General features: G+C 66.9%; 17 protein-coding genes. 15 read left to right on the forward strand and 2 right to left on the reverse strand.

Going from position 1 to position 15,928, the window contains the following annotated elements; genetic code table 11:
• Positions 1 to 48 precede the first annotated feature (48 nt).
• The 5 genes from ugpA (at position 49) to BMW87_RS16495 (ending at position 6,054) form a co-directional block, all read left to right on the forward strand.
• Entirely contained in the window at positions 49 to 930 is an 882-nt protein-coding gene (gene ugpA / locus BMW87_RS16475; RefSeq protein ID WP_093057468.1) for a sn-glycerol-3-phosphate ABC transporter permease UgpA, read from the forward strand.
• 1 nt (position 931) lies between these two features.
• Positions 932 to 1,783 (forward strand): sn-glycerol-3-phosphate ABC transporter permease UgpE, encoded by an 852-nt coding sequence (ugpE, locus tag BMW87_RS16480; protein ID WP_093057467.1) that lies wholly within the window; start codon positions 932 to 934, stop codon positions 1,781 to 1,783.
• Positions 1,784 to 1,786: 3 nt separating this feature from the next.
• Positions 1,787 to 2,794, forward strand: coding sequence for a sn-glycerol-3-phosphate ABC transporter ATP-binding protein UgpC (gene ugpC / locus BMW87_RS16485; RefSeq protein WP_093077457.1), 1,008 nt, complete (start codon positions 1,787 to 1,789; stop codon positions 2,792 to 2,794).
• Positions 2,795 to 2,797: 3 nt separating this feature from the next.
• The gene (gene ugpQ, locus BMW87_RS16490; protein WP_093077459.1) at positions 2,798 to 3,544 is read left to right on the forward strand and encodes a glycerophosphodiester phosphodiesterase; all 747 of its coding nucleotides are present in this window, start codon (positions 2,798 to 2,800) and stop codon (positions 3,542 to 3,544) included.
• A 77-nt stretch (positions 3,545 to 3,621) separates the two neighbouring features.
• The gene (locus tag BMW87_RS16495; protein ID WP_093077460.1) at positions 3,622 to 6,054 is read left to right on the forward strand and encodes a DUF3772 domain-containing protein; all 2,433 of its coding nucleotides are present in this window, start codon (positions 3,622 to 3,624) and stop codon (positions 6,052 to 6,054) included.
• A gap of 12 nt (positions 6,055 to 6,066) precedes the next feature.
• Here the strand turns inward: BMW87_RS16495 and BMW87_RS16500 are convergent, their stop codons facing one another.
• Positions 6,067 to 6,537, reverse strand: a complete 471-nt coding sequence (locus BMW87_RS16500) for an Lrp/AsnC family transcriptional regulator (protein ID WP_093057502.1) — start codon at positions 6,535 to 6,537, stop codon at positions 6,067 to 6,069.
• 264 nt (positions 6,538 to 6,801) lie between these two features.
• Between BMW87_RS16500 and BMW87_RS16505 the strand changes: the two genes are divergently transcribed.
• Genes BMW87_RS16505 through BMW87_RS16520 form a run of 4 tightly spaced genes read left to right on the forward strand, consistent with a single transcriptional unit; the run spans position 6,802 to position 9,952 of the window.
• Entirely contained in the window at positions 6,802 to 7,728 is a 927-nt protein-coding gene (locus tag BMW87_RS16505; protein ID WP_093077614.1) for an ABC transporter substrate-binding protein, read from the forward strand.
• A 21-nt stretch (positions 7,729 to 7,749) separates the two neighbouring features.
• Positions 7,750 to 8,646, forward strand: coding sequence for an ABC transporter permease (locus tag BMW87_RS16510; RefSeq protein WP_093077462.1), 897 nt, complete (start codon positions 7,750 to 7,752; stop codon positions 8,644 to 8,646).
• The gene (locus tag BMW87_RS16515; RefSeq protein ID WP_093077463.1) at positions 8,646 to 9,440 is read left to right on the forward strand and encodes an ABC transporter ATP-binding protein; all 795 of its coding nucleotides are present in this window, start codon (positions 8,646 to 8,648) and stop codon (positions 9,438 to 9,440) included. Before BMW87_RS16510 ends, BMW87_RS16515 begins: the two co-directional genes overlap by 1 nt.
• A complete protein-coding gene (locus BMW87_RS16520; protein WP_093077465.1) occupies positions 9,440 to 9,952 on the forward strand; it encodes a GNAT family N-acetyltransferase in 513 nt (170 codons plus the stop codon). Before BMW87_RS16515 ends, BMW87_RS16520 begins: the two co-directional genes overlap by 1 nt.
• Positions 9,953 to 9,959: 7 nt before the next feature.
• On the opposite strand, the gene BMW87_RS16525 is transcribed toward BMW87_RS16520, so the two are convergent.
• A complete protein-coding gene (locus BMW87_RS16525) occupies positions 9,960 to 10,238 on the reverse strand; it encodes a hypothetical protein (RefSeq protein WP_093077466.1) in 279 nt (92 codons plus the stop codon).
• Positions 10,239 to 10,350: 112 nt separating this feature from the next.
• Here BMW87_RS16525 and hemA point away from each other — a divergent pair, with 112 nt between their 5' ends.
• The 6 genes from hemA (at position 10,351) to BMW87_RS16555 (ending at position 15,925) form a co-directional block, all read left to right on the forward strand.
• The gene (gene hemA / locus BMW87_RS16530; protein WP_093057459.1) at positions 10,351 to 11,622 is read left to right on the forward strand and encodes a glutamyl-tRNA reductase; all 1,272 of its coding nucleotides are present in this window, start codon (positions 10,351 to 10,353) and stop codon (positions 11,620 to 11,622) included.
• Positions 11,623 to 11,721: 99 nt separating this feature from the next.
• Entirely contained in the window at positions 11,722 to 12,810 is a 1,089-nt protein-coding gene (prfA, locus tag BMW87_RS16535) for a peptide chain release factor 1 (protein WP_093077468.1), read from the forward strand.
• On the forward strand, positions 12,810 to 13,664 hold the full coding sequence (gene prmC / locus BMW87_RS16540) for a peptide chain release factor N(5)-glutamine methyltransferase (protein ID WP_093077469.1): 855 nt from the start codon (positions 12,810 to 12,812) through the stop codon (positions 13,662 to 13,664). Before prfA ends, prmC begins: the two co-directional genes overlap by 1 nt.
• 30 nt (positions 13,665 to 13,694) lie before the next feature.
• On the forward strand, positions 13,695 to 14,021 hold the full coding sequence (gene grxD, locus BMW87_RS16545; RefSeq protein WP_093057456.1) for a Grx4 family monothiol glutaredoxin: 327 nt from the start codon (positions 13,695 to 13,697) through the stop codon (positions 14,019 to 14,021).
• 16 nt (positions 14,022 to 14,037) lie between these two features.
• Complete coding sequence (locus tag BMW87_RS16550) at positions 14,038 to 14,559, forward strand: cupin domain-containing protein (RefSeq protein ID WP_093077471.1); 522 nt, start codon at positions 14,038 to 14,040, stop codon at positions 14,557 to 14,559.
• Between the two features lie 55 nt (positions 14,560 to 14,614).
• Positions 14,615 to 15,925: a polyamine export protein PaeA gene (locus tag BMW87_RS16555; protein WP_093057454.1), complete on the forward strand. Its 1,311-nt coding sequence runs from the start codon at positions 14,615 to 14,617 to the stop codon at positions 15,923 to 15,925.
• Positions 15,926 to 15,928 lie beyond the last annotated feature (3 nt).

Raw genomic sequence — 15,928 nt, forward strand, 5'->3', positions numbered from 1 at the left:
ACTCTTCTACAAGAGTGGGCGCGGCGGGATTTTTTACGTAGAGGGTTCATGGAAAAACGCGTCTTCTTTCGCTCGGGCTGGCTGCCCTGGCTGCTGCTGGCACCCCAGATGGCGGTGATCCTCGTGTTTTTCTTCTGGCCGGCGGGGCAGGCCATCCTGCAATCGCTGCAGCAGCAGGATGCGTTCGGCACATCGGTCGAGTTCGTCGGGCTGCAGAACTTCAAGGAGCTGTTCCACGACCCGGCCTACGCCGAGTCGTTCAAGACCACCGCCGTTTTCTCGGTGCTGGTGGCCGGCATCGGCATCAGCCTGTCGCTGGCGCTCGCCGTGTTCGCCGACCGCATCGTTCGCGGCGGCATGTTCTACAAGACCATGCTGATCCTGCCGTACGCGGTGGCTCCCGCCGTGGCGGCCGTGCTGTGGGTCTTCATGTTCTCGCCGTCGCTGGGCGTGGTGGCCTATGCACTCGGCAAGATCGGCATCGACTGGAACCATCTGCTCAATTCGCGGCATGCCATGACGCTGATCGTCATGGCGGCTGTGTGGAAGCAGATTTCCTACAACTTCCTGTTCTTCCTGGCCGGCCTGCAGTCCATTCCGAAATCGCTGATCGAGGCCGCAGCCATCGATGGCGCGCGCCCGTGGCGCCGGTTCTGGACCGTGCAGTTCCCGCTGCTGTCGCCCACCACGTTCTTCCTGCTGGTAATGAACGTGGTCTACGCCTTCTTCGACACCTTCGCCATCGTCCACGCCGCCACCGAGGGCGGCCCCGGCAAGGACACCGAAATCCTCGTCTACAAGGTCTATCACGACGGCTTCAAGGCACTGGACCTTGGCGGCTCGGCCGCACAGTCGGTGGTGCTGATGGTGATCGTCATCGCGCTGACCATCGTGCAGTTCCGCTACGTCGAAAAGAAGGTGCAGTACTGACATGGTTGAAAAACGAAGCACCCAGGGCATCCTGGCCCACGTGGTGATGATCCTGGGGGTCATCATCGTCGCCTTCCCCATCTACCTTGCGTTCGTGGCGTCCACCCACACCGCGCAGGAGATCGTGCAGCGGCCCATGCCGCTGCTGCCCGGCAGCCACATGCTGGACAGCTACAAGGCCGCGCTCTTCGGCCGCGCCACCAGCGCCGGATCGAACGCGCCTGTTGCGCACATGATGTGGGTGAGCCTGGTGACGGCCATGGTCATTGCCATCGGCAAGATCTCGATCTCGCTGCTGTCGGCCTTCGCCATCGTCTACTTCCGCTTTCCGTTCAAGAAGATCTGCTTCTGGGCCATCTTCGTGACGCTGATGCTGCCGGTGGAAGTGCGCATCCTGCCCACCTACAAGGTGCTGTCGGACCTGAGCCTGCTGAACTCGTACGCGGGCCTCACGGTGCCGCTGATCGCGTCGGCCACGGCCACCTTCCTGTTCCGCCAGTTCTTCCTGACGGTGCCCGAGGAGCTCACCGAGGCCTCGCGCATGGATGGCGCCGGTCCGATGCGCTTCTTCTTCGATGTGCTGCTGCCGCTGTCGAAGACTTCGATCGCCGCGCTGTTCGTGATCCAGTTCATCTACGGCTGGAACCAGTACCTCTGGCCGCTGCTGGCGGTCACCAACGAAGACATGTACCCCATCGTCGTCGGCATCAAGCGGCTGATTGCCGGCGGCGATGGCCAGAACGAATGGAACGTCGTGATGGCCACCGCCATCCTAGCCATGCTGCCGCCCGCGCTGGTGGTGGTGCTGATGCAAAAGTGGTTCGTCAAGGGCCTCGTGGACACTGAAAAATAAGTTATGGCTGCTCTCTCCCTACGCAACGTCATCAAGCGCTACGGCCACGGGCCGAAAGCCAACCAGGTCATCCACGGCGTGAGCGCCGAGATCGCCGACCATGAATTCATCGTCATCGTCGGCCCCTCGGGCTGCGGCAAGTCCACGCTGCTGCGCATGGTGGCCGGCCTGGAGGAAGTCTCGGCCGGCGAGATCGCCATCGGCAACAAGGTGGTGAACCAGCTCGAACCCTCCGAGCGCGACATCGCCATGGTGTTCCAGAACTACGCGCTGTACCCGCACATGAGCGTGTTCGCAAACATGGCCTACGGCCTGAAGATCGCCAAGGTGCCGGTCGACGAGATCAAGGTGCGAGTCGACAAGGCCGCGAAGATCCTCGAACTCGGCCACCTGCTGGAACGCAAGCCGCGCGAACTCTCCGGCGGCCAGCGCCAGCGCGTGGCCATGGGCCGCGCCATCGTGCGCCAGCCACAGGTGTTCCTGTTCGACGAGCCGCTGTCGAACCTCGACGCCAAGCTGCGCGCGCAGACGCGCCTCGAAATCCAGAAGCTGCACCGCGAGCTCGGCATCACCTCGCTGTTCGTCACGCACGACCAGGTCGAGGCCATGACGCTGGCGCAACGCATCATCGTGATGAACGGCGGCGTGATGGACCAGTTCGCCACGCCCGAAGAGGTGTACAACCGCCCCGCCACCACCTTCGTAGCCAGCTTCATCGGCTCACCGCCGATGAACCTGCTGCGGCACGCGCCGGGCGTGCGCCCGGGCCAGATCCTGGGCATTCGCCCCGAGCACCTGAAGCTCGACGAAAGCGGCTGGACGGTGCAGGTCGAGCAGGTCGAACTGCTGGGCGCCGAGCGCCTGGTGTACGGCCGCATCGGCGACGAGCAGATCATCATGCGTACCGACGAAAGCGACCATCCACCGGTCGCGGGCGACACGGTGAAGATCGCGGCGCGCGAAGACAAGCTGCACTGGTTCGACGCCGGTTCGGGCAAGCGCGCAGACTGAACGATGGCCTTGTCGACACCCTGGCCGTATCCCCGCTGGGTCGCGCATCGCGGCGCCGGCAAGCTGGCACCCGAAAACACGCTTGCGGCCTTCAAGCTCGGCGCCTCGCACGGCTACCGCATGTTCGAGTGCGACGCCAAGCTCAGCGCCGACGGCGTGGTCTTCCTCATGCACGACGCCACGCTCGGCCGCACCACCAGCGGCCACGGCATCGGCGGCGCGCAGCCCTGGAGCGCGCTGGCGCAGCTCGACGCGGGCGGCTGGCACTCGCGCGCCTACGCGGGCGAGCCGCTGCCCACGTTGGAGAACATCGCGCGCTTCTGCCTGGCCAACGGGCACCTGCTCAACATCGAGATCAAGCCGACGCCCGGCGTCGAGCGCGAAACCGGTGAAGTGGTTGCGCGCGAAGCGGCCCGCTTGTGGCAGGGCGCGGCCGTGCCGCCGCTGCTCACGTCCTTCCAGGTCGAATCGCTCAAAGGCGCGCAGGCGGTGCAGCCCGAGCTGCCGCGCGGCCTGCTGCTCGACACGCTGTGGAACGGCTGGCTCGAGGCCGCGCAGCAGCTGGACTGCGTGGCCATCGTCTGCAACCACGCGCTGTGGGACGCGGCGGTGGTGGCACAAGTGCACGGCGCAGGCCTGCGCGCACTGAGCTACACGGTGAACGACGAGTGGGCTGCGCAGCGGCTGATCGACCTGGGCACCGACGGCATCATCACCGACAGGGTGGACCTGTTCAGCCCCGCCGGCTGAAGCTGCGCGGCTGAGGCCGCACCTACGCACTTACTTCTTACCGGCCCTTACGAAATGGCGGCTTCTATGATGCGGCCATGAGTTGGACCCTACGCTTCGCGAGCTTCTGCTTCGCAGCCCTGTGCATGTGCGGCGTCGCCTCGGCGCAGCCAGACCTCGGCGGCAACGCCAACAGTGCTGCCGCGGCCGCAGCAGCCCCCGCCCCCACAGTGGCCGAACTGCGCGAGCAGTTCACCAAGCTCAGCACTGCCGCCGAGACCGACGAGGACGCGCGCAAGCTGCTCGCGCAGATCAACGACATCGGCACCCAGGCCGACAAGTTCGTCACCGCGCGCACCGGCGAGCTTGCCGATCTGAACGCCCGGCTCGGCGAACTCGGCAACCCGCCCGCCGCGGGCGCCACCGAAGACCCCGACATCACCCGCCAGCGCGCGCGCCTGACCAAGGAGCGCAACGCACTCGACGCCGACATCCGCCTTGCGCGCCTGCTGTCGGTCGATGTACGGCAGCGCGGCACCGAGCTGGTCACGCAGCGCCGGGCGCTGTTCGAGGCGCAGCTCACCGAGCGCGCGGCCTCGCCGCTGACCGCCGAGTTCTGGAACGACCTGCGCGAGGCCTGGCCCGACGACCAGGCACGGCTGAAGGCGATGGTGTCCTCGGTGAACGACGGCCTGGTGGCCGCTACCCAACCCGAAACGCGCCTGCAGGTGATCGCGGCCCTGATCGGGGCGCTGCTGCTCGCGGTGTTCGGCAACTGGGCGGCCGAAGTCCTGCTCGCCCGGCTGGCCGCGCGCGTCCTGCCGGCGGGGCGGCTGCGGCGTTCGGTGCTGGTGATCGGCATCGTCGCGAGCCATGTGCTGCTCGTGGCCGTGGCCGCGCACGGCTTCGTCGAGGTGCTGAAAGAGTTCGCCACCTGGGAGCCGCAGGCGCGCAAGGTACTTAATTCGACGGCCCAGGCGCTGGTGTTCATGGCCTTCGTGATCGGGCTGGGCCGCGGGCTGCTGGCCACGCGCCGGCCCTCGTGGCGCCTGCCGCCGATTCCCGACGCCATGGCCACGCGGCTCGCCGCCCTGCCCTGGCTGGTGGCGCTGGTGGCCGCGCTGGCGTGGACCCCGGCGGAGGTCAACGCGCTGATCGACGCGAGCTTCGCGGCCGTAGTGGCCACGCACGTGCTCACGGCGCTGGTGCTGACGGCGCTGGTCGCCACGGTGCTCTATGTCGTGAAGCCGCTGCGCGCCGATGCGGCCGAGGCCGGCCTGCCCGAGCGGCCGATGTGGGTAGGCCTGCTGGTGGCGCTGATCGGCGCGCTGATGATCGCGATCTGGGTGCTGGTGGCTGTCGGCTACGTGGCGCTGGCGAGCTTTTTGGCCTCGCAGCTCACCTGGAGCGGCATCGTGGCTGCCGCCTTCTACGTGCTGTTCAAGTTCGCGGACGACGTGTTCATGGCCACGGTGTCGTCGCGCGCCGCCTTCGGCCAGCGGCTGCAGAAGAGCTTCAACCTTGCGCCGCAGACGCTGGACCAGGTCGCCACGGTGCTGTCGGCGCTGAGCCGGGTAGCGCTGTTCTTCTACATGTTGATAGCGCTGGCCGCGCCGCTGGGCACGGGGCCGGGCGAGGTGTTCCAGCGCAGCGGCAAGTTCGGCACCGGCGTGAAGGTGGGCGAGTTCCAGCTGGTGCCGGGAGCGATCCTGAGCGCGATCGCGGTGGCGGTGGTGGGCTTCGTGGTGCTGCGGATCTTCAAGCGCTGGCTCGAAAGAGCCTACCTGCCGAACACGAAGTTCGAGCCGGGCATGCAGAGCTCCATCACCACGCTGCTGGGCTATGTGGGCGGCATCCTGGTTGTGGCGTTCGCGCTTTCCGCACTGGGCATCGGCATCGAGCGCATCGCGTGGGTGGCGAGCGCGCTGTCGGTGGGTATCGGCTTCGGCCTGCAGGCGATCGTGCAGAACTTCATCTCGGGGCTGATCCTGCTGGCCGAGCAGCCGGTGAAGGTGGGCGACTGGGTGGTGCTGGGTACGGCCGAGGGCGACGTGCGGCGCATCAACGTGCGCGCCACCGAGATCCAGCTGGGCGACCGCTCGACGCTGATCGTGCCGAACTCGGAGTTCATCACCAAGACCGTGCGCAACATGACGCTGGCCAACGCCGAGGGACGCGTGCTGATCCGCCTGCCGATGCCATTGACCACCGACGCTCAGCGCGTGCGCGATCTGATCCTCGCGGCCTGCAAGGCGCACGAAGGCGTGCTGGAAACCCCGGCGCCGTCGCTCACGCTCGAGGGCATCGAGAACGGGTTGCTGATCTTCCAGGCGATCGCCTATGTGGCGAGCCCCCGGCTCGCGGGCGGCGTGCGCAGCGATCTGCTGTTCGTGATCCTCGACGAACTGAAGAAGGCCTCGCTGCCGCTGGCCGTGCCGACGATGGTGATGACGGCTACTGCGCCGGAAGCGCTAGCGACACCCTCCGTGCCTTCTTCACCCGCCTCGCCGATTCCCGGCATGCCGAGCTGATCACTCCAGCAGTCATTCCAGCGGCAGCGCCGTGGTGAATTTGACTTCGTTGAGGCACACGCTCGAACGCACCGCCGACACGCCGGGCATGTGCATCAGCGTGTGCATCAGGAACTGCGAGAGCGCCTCCAGGTCTTGCGCGACGACCTTGAGCACGTAGTCGAAGTCGCCCGTCACCGAGTAGCACTCCAGGATCTGCTTCAGGTCGGCGATCAGGTCCTGGAACTTGGGCAGTTCGTCGACATGGCCGCGCGCCATGGTCACGTGGATGAAGGCGATCACGCCCAGCCCGATGTGGCGCGCGTTCAGCCGCGCCGCGTAGCCGTTGATGAGCCCCAGTTCTTCCAGCCGCCGGTGGCGCCGCAGGCACTGCGCCGGCGAGAGATTGGCCACCTCGGCCAGTTCGAGGTTGGATGCACGGCCATGCACCTGCAGGTGCTCAAGAATCCTCCGGTCGATCCGGTCGAGTTCGATCTCATGCAATTTCTTCTCCCAATGCACCAAATTCATGCAATTTTATGGCGCAAAGCGGGGTAAGCCCGAGCCGTTCATGCACCTTAATTGTGCAAAGTACGATCTAGACTCCGAGGCGCCCGGGACGCATGCCGCGATCCAGGGCCGCTGAATTCCCCGCCACCGGCGCCCGCCGGCGGCTTCAGACGCATCCACACCCCCACCCGGAGACCCTTTCCCGTGAAAAACGCTTTGCTTCGCACACCCTTCAGCGCAGTGGCCCTGGCCCTCGGCATGCTGGCCGCCGCGCTTTCGTTCGCGGCCGACACCAAGTCGGTGGCCGTGACCGCCATCGTCGAGCACCCGGCGCTGGACGCCGTGCGCGACGGCGTGAAGGCCGAGCTGAAGGCGGCCGGCTACGAAGAAGGCAAGAACCTCAAGTTCACTTACCAGAGCGCGCAGGGCAACGTGGGCACCGCAGCCCAGATCGCCCGCAAATACGTGGGCGATGCGCCCGATGCGATCGTCGCCATCGCCACGCCGTCGGCGCAGGCCGTGGTGGCCGCCACCAAGACGATTCCGGTGGTGTATTCGGCAATCACCGACCCGGTGGCCGCCAAGCTGGTGAAGAACTGGGAGCCCTCGGGCACCAACGTGACGGGCGTGTCGGACCTGTCGCCGCTCGAAAAGCACGTCGGCCTCATCAAGCAGGTGGTGCCGAACGCCAAGCGCATCGGCGTGATCTACAGCCCCGGCGAAGCCAACTCGGTGGCCATCGTCGCCTCTTTGAAGAAGGCCGCCGCCGACGCTGGCATGACCGTGGTCGAAGCCGCCGCCGCCCGCACGGTGGACGTGCCCACCGCCGCCCAGAGCCTGGTCGGCAAGGCCGACGTGATCTACACGCCCACCGACAACAACGTGGTCTCGGCCTTCGAAGGCATCGTGAAGGTGGCGCAGCAGGCCAAGCTGCCGGTGGTGGCAGCCGACACGGCCACCGTCGAGCGCGGCGCCGTGGCGGCGCTGGGCCTGAACTACAGCGATATCGGCCGCCAGACCGGCAAGATCGTGGTGCGCATCCTCAAGGGCGAGAAGCCCGGCACCATCGCCTCGCAGACCAGCACCAACTTCGAGCTGGTGGTGAACCCCGGCGCAGCCAAGCTGCAGGGCGTGACGCTGTCCGAATCGCTGCTGAAGACCGCCAAGGTCGTGAGCACGAAGTAAGCACGCGAGCCTTTTTCTCTCATGTCGCTCATCGCTTCGCTGGGCGCCATCGAGATCGGTCTGATATTCGGACTGGTCGCGCTGGGCGTCTTCATGTCGTTTCGCATCATCAATTTTCCCGACCTCACGGTGGACGGCAGCTTTCCGCTGGGCGCCGCCGTGGCCGCGACGCTGATCGTCGCGGGCTGGAACCCGGTGGCCGCCACCGCGGTGGCCTGCGTGGCCGGCGCCGTCTCGGGCTGGGTCACGGCCTGGCTCAACGTCAAGCTGAAGATCATGCAATTGCTCGCGAGCATCCTGGTGATGATTGCGCTGTACTCCATCAACCTGCGCGTGATGGGCAAGCCCAACGTGGCGCTCATCACCGAGCCGACTGTGTTCAGCATGGTCGACTTCGGCGGCATGCCCGAGCAGTGGGCCAAGCCGCTGTTGCTGCTGCTGATCGTGATCGTCGCGAAGGTCCTGGTCGACATGTTCTTCGCTTCTGAAGCCGGCCTGGCGATGCGCGCCACCGGCGGCAACGCGCGCATGGCGCGGGCCCAGGGCATCTCGACCGACTTCCACACCATGGCAGGCCTGGCGCTGTCGAACGCGCTGGTGGCGCTGGCCGGCGCGCTGTTCGCGCAGAGCCAGGGCACGGCCGACATCTCGATGGGCGTGGGCACGATCGTGATCGGCCTGGCCGCGGTGATCATCGGCGAGACGCTGCTGCCCGCGCGCAGCATGGTCATCACCACCCTGGCGTGCGTGCTGGGTGCGCTGCTGTATCGCTTTTTCATCGCGATGGCGCTGAATACCGACTTCATGGGCCTGCAGGCGCAAGACCTGAACCTGGTGACTGCCGTGCTGGTGGCGTTCGCGCTTCTGGTGCCAGCCTACAAGCGCAAGCTGGGCGGGCTTTTCAAGGGGAAGAACTGATGCTGCGCGCCCAACAACTCGAGATGACCTTCAACCCGGGCACGCCGATCGAGAACCGCGTGCTGCGCGGGCTCAGCCTGGAAATTCCGACCGGCCAGTTCGTCACCGTGATCGGCTCGAACGGCGCGGGCAAGTCGACCTTTCTGAATGCGGTGAGCGGCGACCTGATCGTCGACAAAGGCAGCATCGAGATCGACGGCAAGGACGTGACCCGCTTGAACGCCTGGCAGCGCTCGGGCATGGTGGCCCGCGTGTTCCAAGACCCGATGGCCGGCACCTGCGAGGCGCTGACCATCGAGGAGAACATGGCGCTCGCCTGGAAGCGCGGCGAGCGCCGGGCCTTCGGCTTTGCGCTCAACCGCAACCTGCGCGAGCTGTTCCGCGAGAAGCTGTCGATCCTGAAGCTGGGGCTGGAGAACCGGCTGGCCGACCGCATCGGCCTGCTCTCGGGCGGGCAGCGGCAGGCGGTGAGCCTGCTGATGGCCTCGCTCAAGCCCTCGCGCATCCTGCTGCTGGACGAGCACACGGCCGCGCTGGACCCGAAGACTGCCGCCTTCGTGCTGGAGCTGACCGCCAGGATCGTCGAAGGCAGCCAGCTCACCGCGATGATGGTGACGCACAGCATGCGCCAGGCGCTGGACTACGGCTCGCGCACGGTGATGCTGCACGAGGGCCAGGTGATCCTCGACGTGGCCGGGTCGGAGCGCTCGGGGCTCGACGTGCCCGACCTGCTGCGCATGTTCGAGCAGACACGCGGCGAAAAACTGGACGACGACAAGCTGCTGCTGGCCTGATGGTGTCGGACGCCCCCTTCGTGCGCGGCATGCGCGCCGACGACCTCGACGCCGTGCTCGCGATCCAGCTCGCCTGCTATGGCGCGGGGTTCGTGGAGGACGGCACACTGATCGCCCGGCGGCTCGCTGCCGCGCCGCATACGGGCTGGGTGGCCGAGCATGAAGGCGGTGTGCGGGCCTATCTGGCCGGGTATCCATCGGTAGTCGGCAAGCTCACTCCGCTGCACGGGGAGTTCGAAGTGGCCGAACAGCCCGATTCGCTATACCTGCACGATCTGGCTGTGCACCCGGACGCCTCGGGCCTGGGGCTGGGGCCCTTGCTGCTACGCCATGCCTGGGCTCACGCGGCACAGGCCGGCTGGCGGCATTCGACGCTGGTGTCGGTGCAATCCTCGGTGGGTTTCTGGCTGCGCCAGGGCTATGCGGCCACGCAGCCCGCCGGCACCGGGCAGCAGGCCCGGCTCGCCACCTACCCCGGCGAGTCGGCCTACATGATCCGCCGGCTCGGCTGACTGGTTGTCAGCGGCGCCAGCCGCGCATCGCCAGCCACTGGACAGTGCCGCAAACCACCACGAGCGCGGCGTAGGTCACCATCGCTCCGTCACGCCCGAACACCGCGAGGCCGGCAACCGATACCCCCACGCCGGCCGCAAAGGTCAGCGCCCACTGCACCCACCAGCGCGGGACGCCGGCGCGGTTGCCGCCCAGGAACCGCCCGGCAAAGGCCAGCACCAGGGCCAGGAAGGCCGCGGGTGCTACAAAATTAAGCAGGTGATTCAAGAGGGCCAGCAGGTCCATCGGGAGGGGTTGCGCACGTGCCGGAACATGCGCGGAAGGTTATGGCTGTCATAGGGAAAGCCATTTGTCCTTCCGCAAGCCTCGTGCGGCTGCTGATTTTATAATCACGGCCATGTCAGTCTGGGCTCTCGGCTTGAACCACACGACCGCGCCGCTCGATCTGCGCGGTCGTTTCGCGTTCGCGCTCGACCAGATAGCCCCCACGCTGCAGAGCCTGCGCAGTTCCTTTGCCTCCGGCCGCCACCCCCAGGTCGAGGCCGCGATCATCTCCACCTGCAATCGCACCGAGATCTATTGCGCCTCGGAACACATCGCGCTCGACCACACCTTCGGCTGGCTGGCAGCCAGCGGCGGCGTGGCCCCTGCCCTGCTGCGCTCGCACGCCTACACCCTGCACGACGACGAAGCCGCGCGCCATGCCTTCCGCGTGGCCAGCGGGCTCGATTCGATGGTGCTCGGCGAAGCGCAGATCCTCGGCCAGATGAAGGACGCGGTGCGCGCAGCCGAGACGGCCGGCGCGCTCGGCAGTACGCTGAACCAGCTGTTCCAGCGCTCCTTTGCCGTCGCTAAGGAGGTCCGCACCGCCACAGAGATCGGCGCGCACTCCATCAGCATGGCCGCCGCGGCGGTCCGGCTGGCCGGGCAGCTCTTCGAAGATTTGCATCAAACGCGCGTGCTGTTCGTCGGCGCGGGCGAAATGATCGACCTTGCGGCCACGCATTTCGCGGCCAAGGAGCCCAAGTCGATCGCCATTGCCAACCGCACGCTCGAACGCGGCGAAAAGCTGGCCTCGCGCTTCGGCGGCGAGGCGATGCGGCTGGCCGACCTTCCCTCGCGGCTCGCCGAGTTCGACATCGTGGTGAGCTGCACCGCGAGCACGCTGCCGATCATCGGCCTGGGCGCCGTCGAGCGTGCGCTCAAGGCACGCAAGCACCGCCCGATGTTCATGGTCGACCTGGCCGTGCCGCGCGACATCGAGCCCGAAGTGAAGGCGCTCGAGGATATTTATCTCTACACCGTCGACGACCTCGCCCAGGTCGTGCAACAGGGCCAGGCCAACCGCCAGGCCGCGGTGGCACAGGCCGAAGTGATCATCGACGCCGGCGTGCAGAGCTTCATGCACTGGCTGGGCCAGCGCGGCACCGTGCCGCTGATCCAGCAGCTCAACGCGCAGGCCGACGAGTGGCGCGCCGCCGAAATGGCCCGTGCGCGCAAGCTGCTGGCCAAGGGCGAATCGGTCGATGCGGTGCTCGAAGCGATGTCGCGCGGACTCACGCAGAAGATGATGCACGGCGCCATGGCCGAGTTGCACGCTGGCGATGCCGCCTCGCGCGAGCAGACGGCTCAGACGATCTCGCGCCTGTTCCTGCGCAAAGAGCGTTAGCGACGCTCGTCATCGCCTGGCCCGACCGGCCGCGATCTTCTTCATGCGCCCTGCCCTCGCTCGGCAGCACCCTCCCATTTTTTCGAGCCTCTTTCCCCCGTGAAATCCTTTCTGCGCCACCAACTCGAACGCTACGCCCAGCGCCTGGGCGAGCTCGACTTCCTGCTCTCGCGCGAAGACATCATGAGCGACATGGCGCAGTACCGCACCATCTCGCGCGAGCATGCCGAGGTCACGCAGATCGCCGGCCGCTACGAGCGCTACCGCCAGCGCGAGGCCGACATCGCCGGTGCCAAGGAAATGCTCGACGACCCCGACATGGCCGAGATGGCGAAGGAGGAAATCGCAGGCGCCGAGGTCGAGCTGGTGCAGCTCGAAGAAGAACTGCAGCGCCTGCTGCTGCCCAAGGACCCCGACGACGCGCGCAATGCCTTCCTCGAAATCCGCGCGGGCACGGGCGGCGACGAATCGGCGCTGTTCGCGGGCGACCTGCTGCGCATGTACACGCGCTACTGCGAGCGCGCCGGCTGGCGCTGCGAGGTGGTGAGCGAAAGCGAGAGCGAACTCGGCGGCTACAAGGAAGTGGTGATCCGCATCGTCGGCGACGACGTGTTCGGTCACCTGCGCTTCGAATCGGGCGGCCATCGCGTGCAGCGGGTGCCCGCCACCGAGACGCAGGGCCGCATCCACACCAGCGCCTGCACGGTTGCCGTGCTGGCCGAGCCCGACGAGACCGTGGCCGTGCAGATCAACCCGGCCGACCTGCGCATCGACACCTACCGCGCTAGCGGCGCCGGCGGCCAGCACATCAACAAGACCGACTCGGCCGTGCGCATCACGCACATCCCGACCGGCATCGTGGCCGAATGCCAGGACGACCGCAGCCAGCACCGCAACAAGGCCAAGGCGCTGCAGGTGCTGTCGGCGCGCATCCAGGAAAAGGAGCGCAGCGAACGCGCCGCCAAGGACGCGGCGATGCGCAAGGGGCTGATCGGCAGCGGCGACCGCTCGGACCGCATCCGCACCTACAACTTTCCACAGGGGCGCCTGACCGACCACCGCATCAACCTCACGCTCTACAAGCTGCTCGCCATCATGGAAGGCGACCTCGGCGACGTGCTCGACGCATTGCGCGCCGCACGCGAGGCCGAGCAGCTGGCTGAGCTCGAATCGAGCCTGCCGGCGTGATGACCACCACCGAGAACCCGTTGCCGTCGACCGTGGCGCAGGCGCTGACCGCGGCTGTCGCCCTGGGCATCGACCGGCTCGACGCCCAGTTGCTGCTGCTGCACGCGCTGGGCCGCGCGCCGCACGACCGGGCCTGGCTGCTGGCGCACGACACCGATGCGATGCCCGATGCAGCGTGGTCCGCGCTGGCTGCGCAGTTGTCGCGGCGCCGGACGGGCGAACCGGTGGCCTACCTGCTGGGCGAGAAGGAATTCCACGGCCTCAACCTGCAGATCGATGCCCGTGTGCTGGTGCCGCGCCCCGACACGGAAACGCTGGTCGAATGGGCCCTGCAGTGCCTCGAAGGCCATGCCGCCCCGCGCGCGCTCGACCTCGGCACAGGCAGCGGCGCGATCGCGCTGGCCCTGCAACACGCCCGCCCCGATGCACAGGTCGACGCGGTCGATGCAAGCGCCGATGCGCTCACGGTCGCCCAGGCCAACGCCCGGCGCCTCGGCCTGCCCGTACGCTTCGCCCAGGCGAACTGGCTCGACGGCGCCGGCAACGGCTACACGGTCATCGCCAGCAACCCGCCGTACATCGCCGCCGGCGACCCGCATCTGTCCGCGCTGCGCCATGAGCCTTCTTCCGCGCTGGTCGCGGGCGCCGACGGGCTCGACGACATCCGCCAGATCGTGCAGAACGCCCCCACCCACCTCGCGGAAGGCGGCTGGCTGTTGCTAGAACACGGCCATGACCAGGCCGCGGCCGTGCGCCAACTGCTCGCCGCGCGCGGTTTCGCCGAAGTGCAAAGCCGCGACGACCTCGCCGGCATCCAGCGCTGCTCCGGCGGAATCTGGCGCACGGTGAAATAATCCCCCCAGCCTATTTTTTCAGGAGTCCCCATGTCCGACGCCCAGCAACGCATCGACGACCTCGTCAAGACCAACGACCTCGTGCTCTTCATGAAGGGCAATGCAAGCTTTCCGATGTGCGGCTTCTCTGGCCGCGCGATCCAGATCCTGAAGGCGGTCGGCGTCGACACGAAGACGCTCAAGACCGTCAACGTGCTCGAAGACGACGGCATCCGCCAGGGCATCAAGGAATACAGCAACTGGCCCACGATCCCTCAGCTCTACGTGAAGGGCGAGTTCATCGGCGGTTCGGACATCATGATGGAGATGTACGAATCGGGCGAGCTGCAGCAAGTGGTGAACGGCGCCGCCGCCTGAACCAACGAAGCCGGTCATGAGCCACGATCACGATGCGGATCACGGCCATTCGCATGACGGCGATGACGGCGAAGGCGCCCCGGCCTGGAAGCACGACGGCGTGCGGGTGATCGGGGCCAACCAGCTCGACGTCAACACCGCGCAGACGCCCGGCATGAACCGGGCGGCCGCCATCAACTTCGCCCGCGTGGGTGCGCAGAAGCTCTGGGCCGGCACCGTGACCATCCACGCCGATGCCAAGACCGGCGCCCATCACCACGGACACCTCGAATCGGTGATCTACGTCGTGCGCGGCCGGGCCCGCATGCGTTGGGGCGAAAAACTGGAATTCACTGCCGAGGCCGGGCCGGGCGACTTCATCTACGTGCCGCCCTTCGTGCCGCACCAGGAAATCAACGCCAGCGCGACCGAGACGCTCGAATGCGTGCTGTGCCGCAGCGACGGCGAGGCCGTGGCGGTGAACCTCGACATCGAGCCTGTGGAAAAACCTGAATCGGTGCTCTGGGTCGACCCGACTCACCCCCACGGCGGGGTCTGAGCGTTTTTCCGGTGCCGAGTCATGGCACCATGGTGGCCGTCTTCGACGTGCCACCATGACCCTGACCCAAAGCCTGCTCATCATCGCGCTACTGATTGCGCTGAGCGCCTTCTTCTCCCTTGCCGAAATCACCTTGGCTGCCTCGCGCCGCCTGCGTTTGCGCCAGATGGCCGACGAAGGCGACCCTCGGGCGGAGAAAGTGCTGCGCGTGCAGGAGCAGCCTGGCCATTACTTCACCGTGGTGCAGATCGGGCTCAACGCGGTGGCGATCCTTGGCGGCGTCGTGGGCGAAGGCTCGCTCAGCCCTTACTTCGCAGTCTTCTTCGAGAAGTGGCTGAGCGTCGAGGCTTCGGCCAGCGCGGCCTTCCTGTGCTCGTTCATCATCATCATCGCGGTGTTCCTGGTGTTCGCCGACCTGTTCCCCAAGCGGCTTGGCATGAGCAACCCGGAGCAGTTGGCGGTACGCATGGTCGGGCCGATGCAACTGCTGATCACCACCTTCAAGCCGCTGGTGTGGTTCTTCACGCGCTGCACCGACCTGCTGTTCAAGCTGCTCGGCATGCCGATGGTGCGCGACGACAAGATCACCTCGGCCGACATCCTCGCGATGACCGAGGCCGGCGCCCGGGCCGGCGTGCTCGCTGTGCGCGAGCAGCAGGTGATCGCCAACGTGTTCGAGCTGGAAACACGCCTGGTGAGCAGCGTGATGACCGCGCGCGACAGCATCGCCTGGTTCCTGCATGACGACCCCGAGTCGGTGCTGCGCGCGCGCATCGTGGCCGAGCCCTTCTCGGCGTATCCGGTGTGCGACGGCGACATTGACCACGTGCTGGGCTATGTGGACGCCAAGGACATGTTCCAGCGTGTGCTCAGCGGCCAGCCGCTGGCCTTCGACCAGGGCCTGCCGCTGCACAAGGCGCTGGTCATTCCCGACCGGCTGTCGCTGACCGAGGTGCTCGAGCAGTTCCAGCAGGCGCATGAAGACTTCGCAATCATCGTCAACGAATACAGCCTGGTGGTGGGCGTGATCACCCTCAACGACGTGATGAGCACAGTGATGGGCGACCTTGTGTCGATGCCCGACGAAGAGCAGATCGTGCAGCGCGACGAGAACTCGTGGCTCATAGACGGCATCACGCCCATTCAGGACGTGCAGCGCGCGCTGCACATCGACGAACTGCCGCACGCCGAGGAATACGAAACGCTCGCGGGCTTCCTGATGGTGATGCTGCGTCGCGTGCCCAAGCGCACCGACAACGTGACCTGGGGCGGCTACACCTTCGAGGTGATGGACGTGGACAGCTACCGCATCGACCAGGTGATGGTCACGAAGGGCTCGGGCACCGCCAAGGCGCCGGCGAACTGACTG

Origin of the sequence: Variovorax sp. OV084, from assembly GCF_900111625.1 — a bacterium.
In the GTDB taxonomy this organism is placed as follows: domain Bacteria; phylum Pseudomonadota; class Gammaproteobacteria; order Burkholderiales; family Burkholderiaceae_C; genus Variovorax.

Excerpts from the sequence above, each read along its gene's own strand:
- ugpA (WP_093057468.1), top strand. The coding sequence starts at position 49 with ATGGAAAAACGCGTCTTCTTTCGCTCGGGCTGGCTGCCCTGGCTGCTG.
- ugpE (WP_093057467.1), top strand. The coding sequence starts at position 932 with ATGGTTGAAAAACGAAGCACCCAGGGCATCCTGGCCCACGTGGTGATG.
- ugpC (WP_093077457.1), top strand. The coding sequence starts at position 1,787 with ATGGCTGCTCTCTCCCTACGCAACGTCATCAAGCGCTACGGCCACGGG.
- ugpQ (WP_093077459.1), top strand. The coding sequence starts at position 2,798 with ATGGCCTTGTCGACACCCTGGCCGTATCCCCGCTGGGTCGCGCATCGC.
- BMW87_RS16495 (WP_093077460.1), top strand. The coding sequence starts at position 3,622 with ATGAGTTGGACCCTACGCTTCGCGAGCTTCTGCTTCGCAGCCCTGTGC.
- BMW87_RS16505 (WP_093077614.1), top strand. The coding sequence starts at position 6,802 with ATGCTGGCCGCCGCGCTTTCGTTCGCGGCCGACACCAAGTCGGTGGCC.
- BMW87_RS16510 (WP_093077462.1), top strand. The coding sequence starts at position 7,750 with ATGTCGCTCATCGCTTCGCTGGGCGCCATCGAGATCGGTCTGATATTC.
- BMW87_RS16515 (WP_093077463.1), top strand. The coding sequence starts at position 8,646 with ATGCTGCGCGCCCAACAACTCGAGATGACCTTCAACCCGGGCACGCCG.
- BMW87_RS16520 (WP_093077465.1), top strand. The coding sequence starts at position 9,440 with ATGGTGTCGGACGCCCCCTTCGTGCGCGGCATGCGCGCCGACGACCTC.
- BMW87_RS16525 (WP_093077466.1), bottom strand. The coding sequence starts at position 10,238 with ATGGACCTGCTGGCCCTCTTGAATCACCTGCTTAATTTTGTAGCACCC.
- hemA (WP_093057459.1), top strand. The coding sequence starts at position 10,351 with ATGTCAGTCTGGGCTCTCGGCTTGAACCACACGACCGCGCCGCTCGAT.
- prmC (WP_093077469.1), top strand. The coding sequence starts at position 12,810 with ATGACCACCACCGAGAACCCGTTGCCGTCGACCGTGGCGCAGGCGCTG.
- grxD (WP_093057456.1), top strand. The coding sequence starts at position 13,695 with ATGTCCGACGCCCAGCAACGCATCGACGACCTCGTCAAGACCAACGAC.
- BMW87_RS16550 (WP_093077471.1), top strand. The coding sequence starts at position 14,038 with ATGAGCCACGATCACGATGCGGATCACGGCCATTCGCATGACGGCGAT.
- BMW87_RS16555 (WP_093057454.1), top strand. The coding sequence starts at position 14,615 with ATGACCCTGACCCAAAGCCTGCTCATCATCGCGCTACTGATTGCGCTG.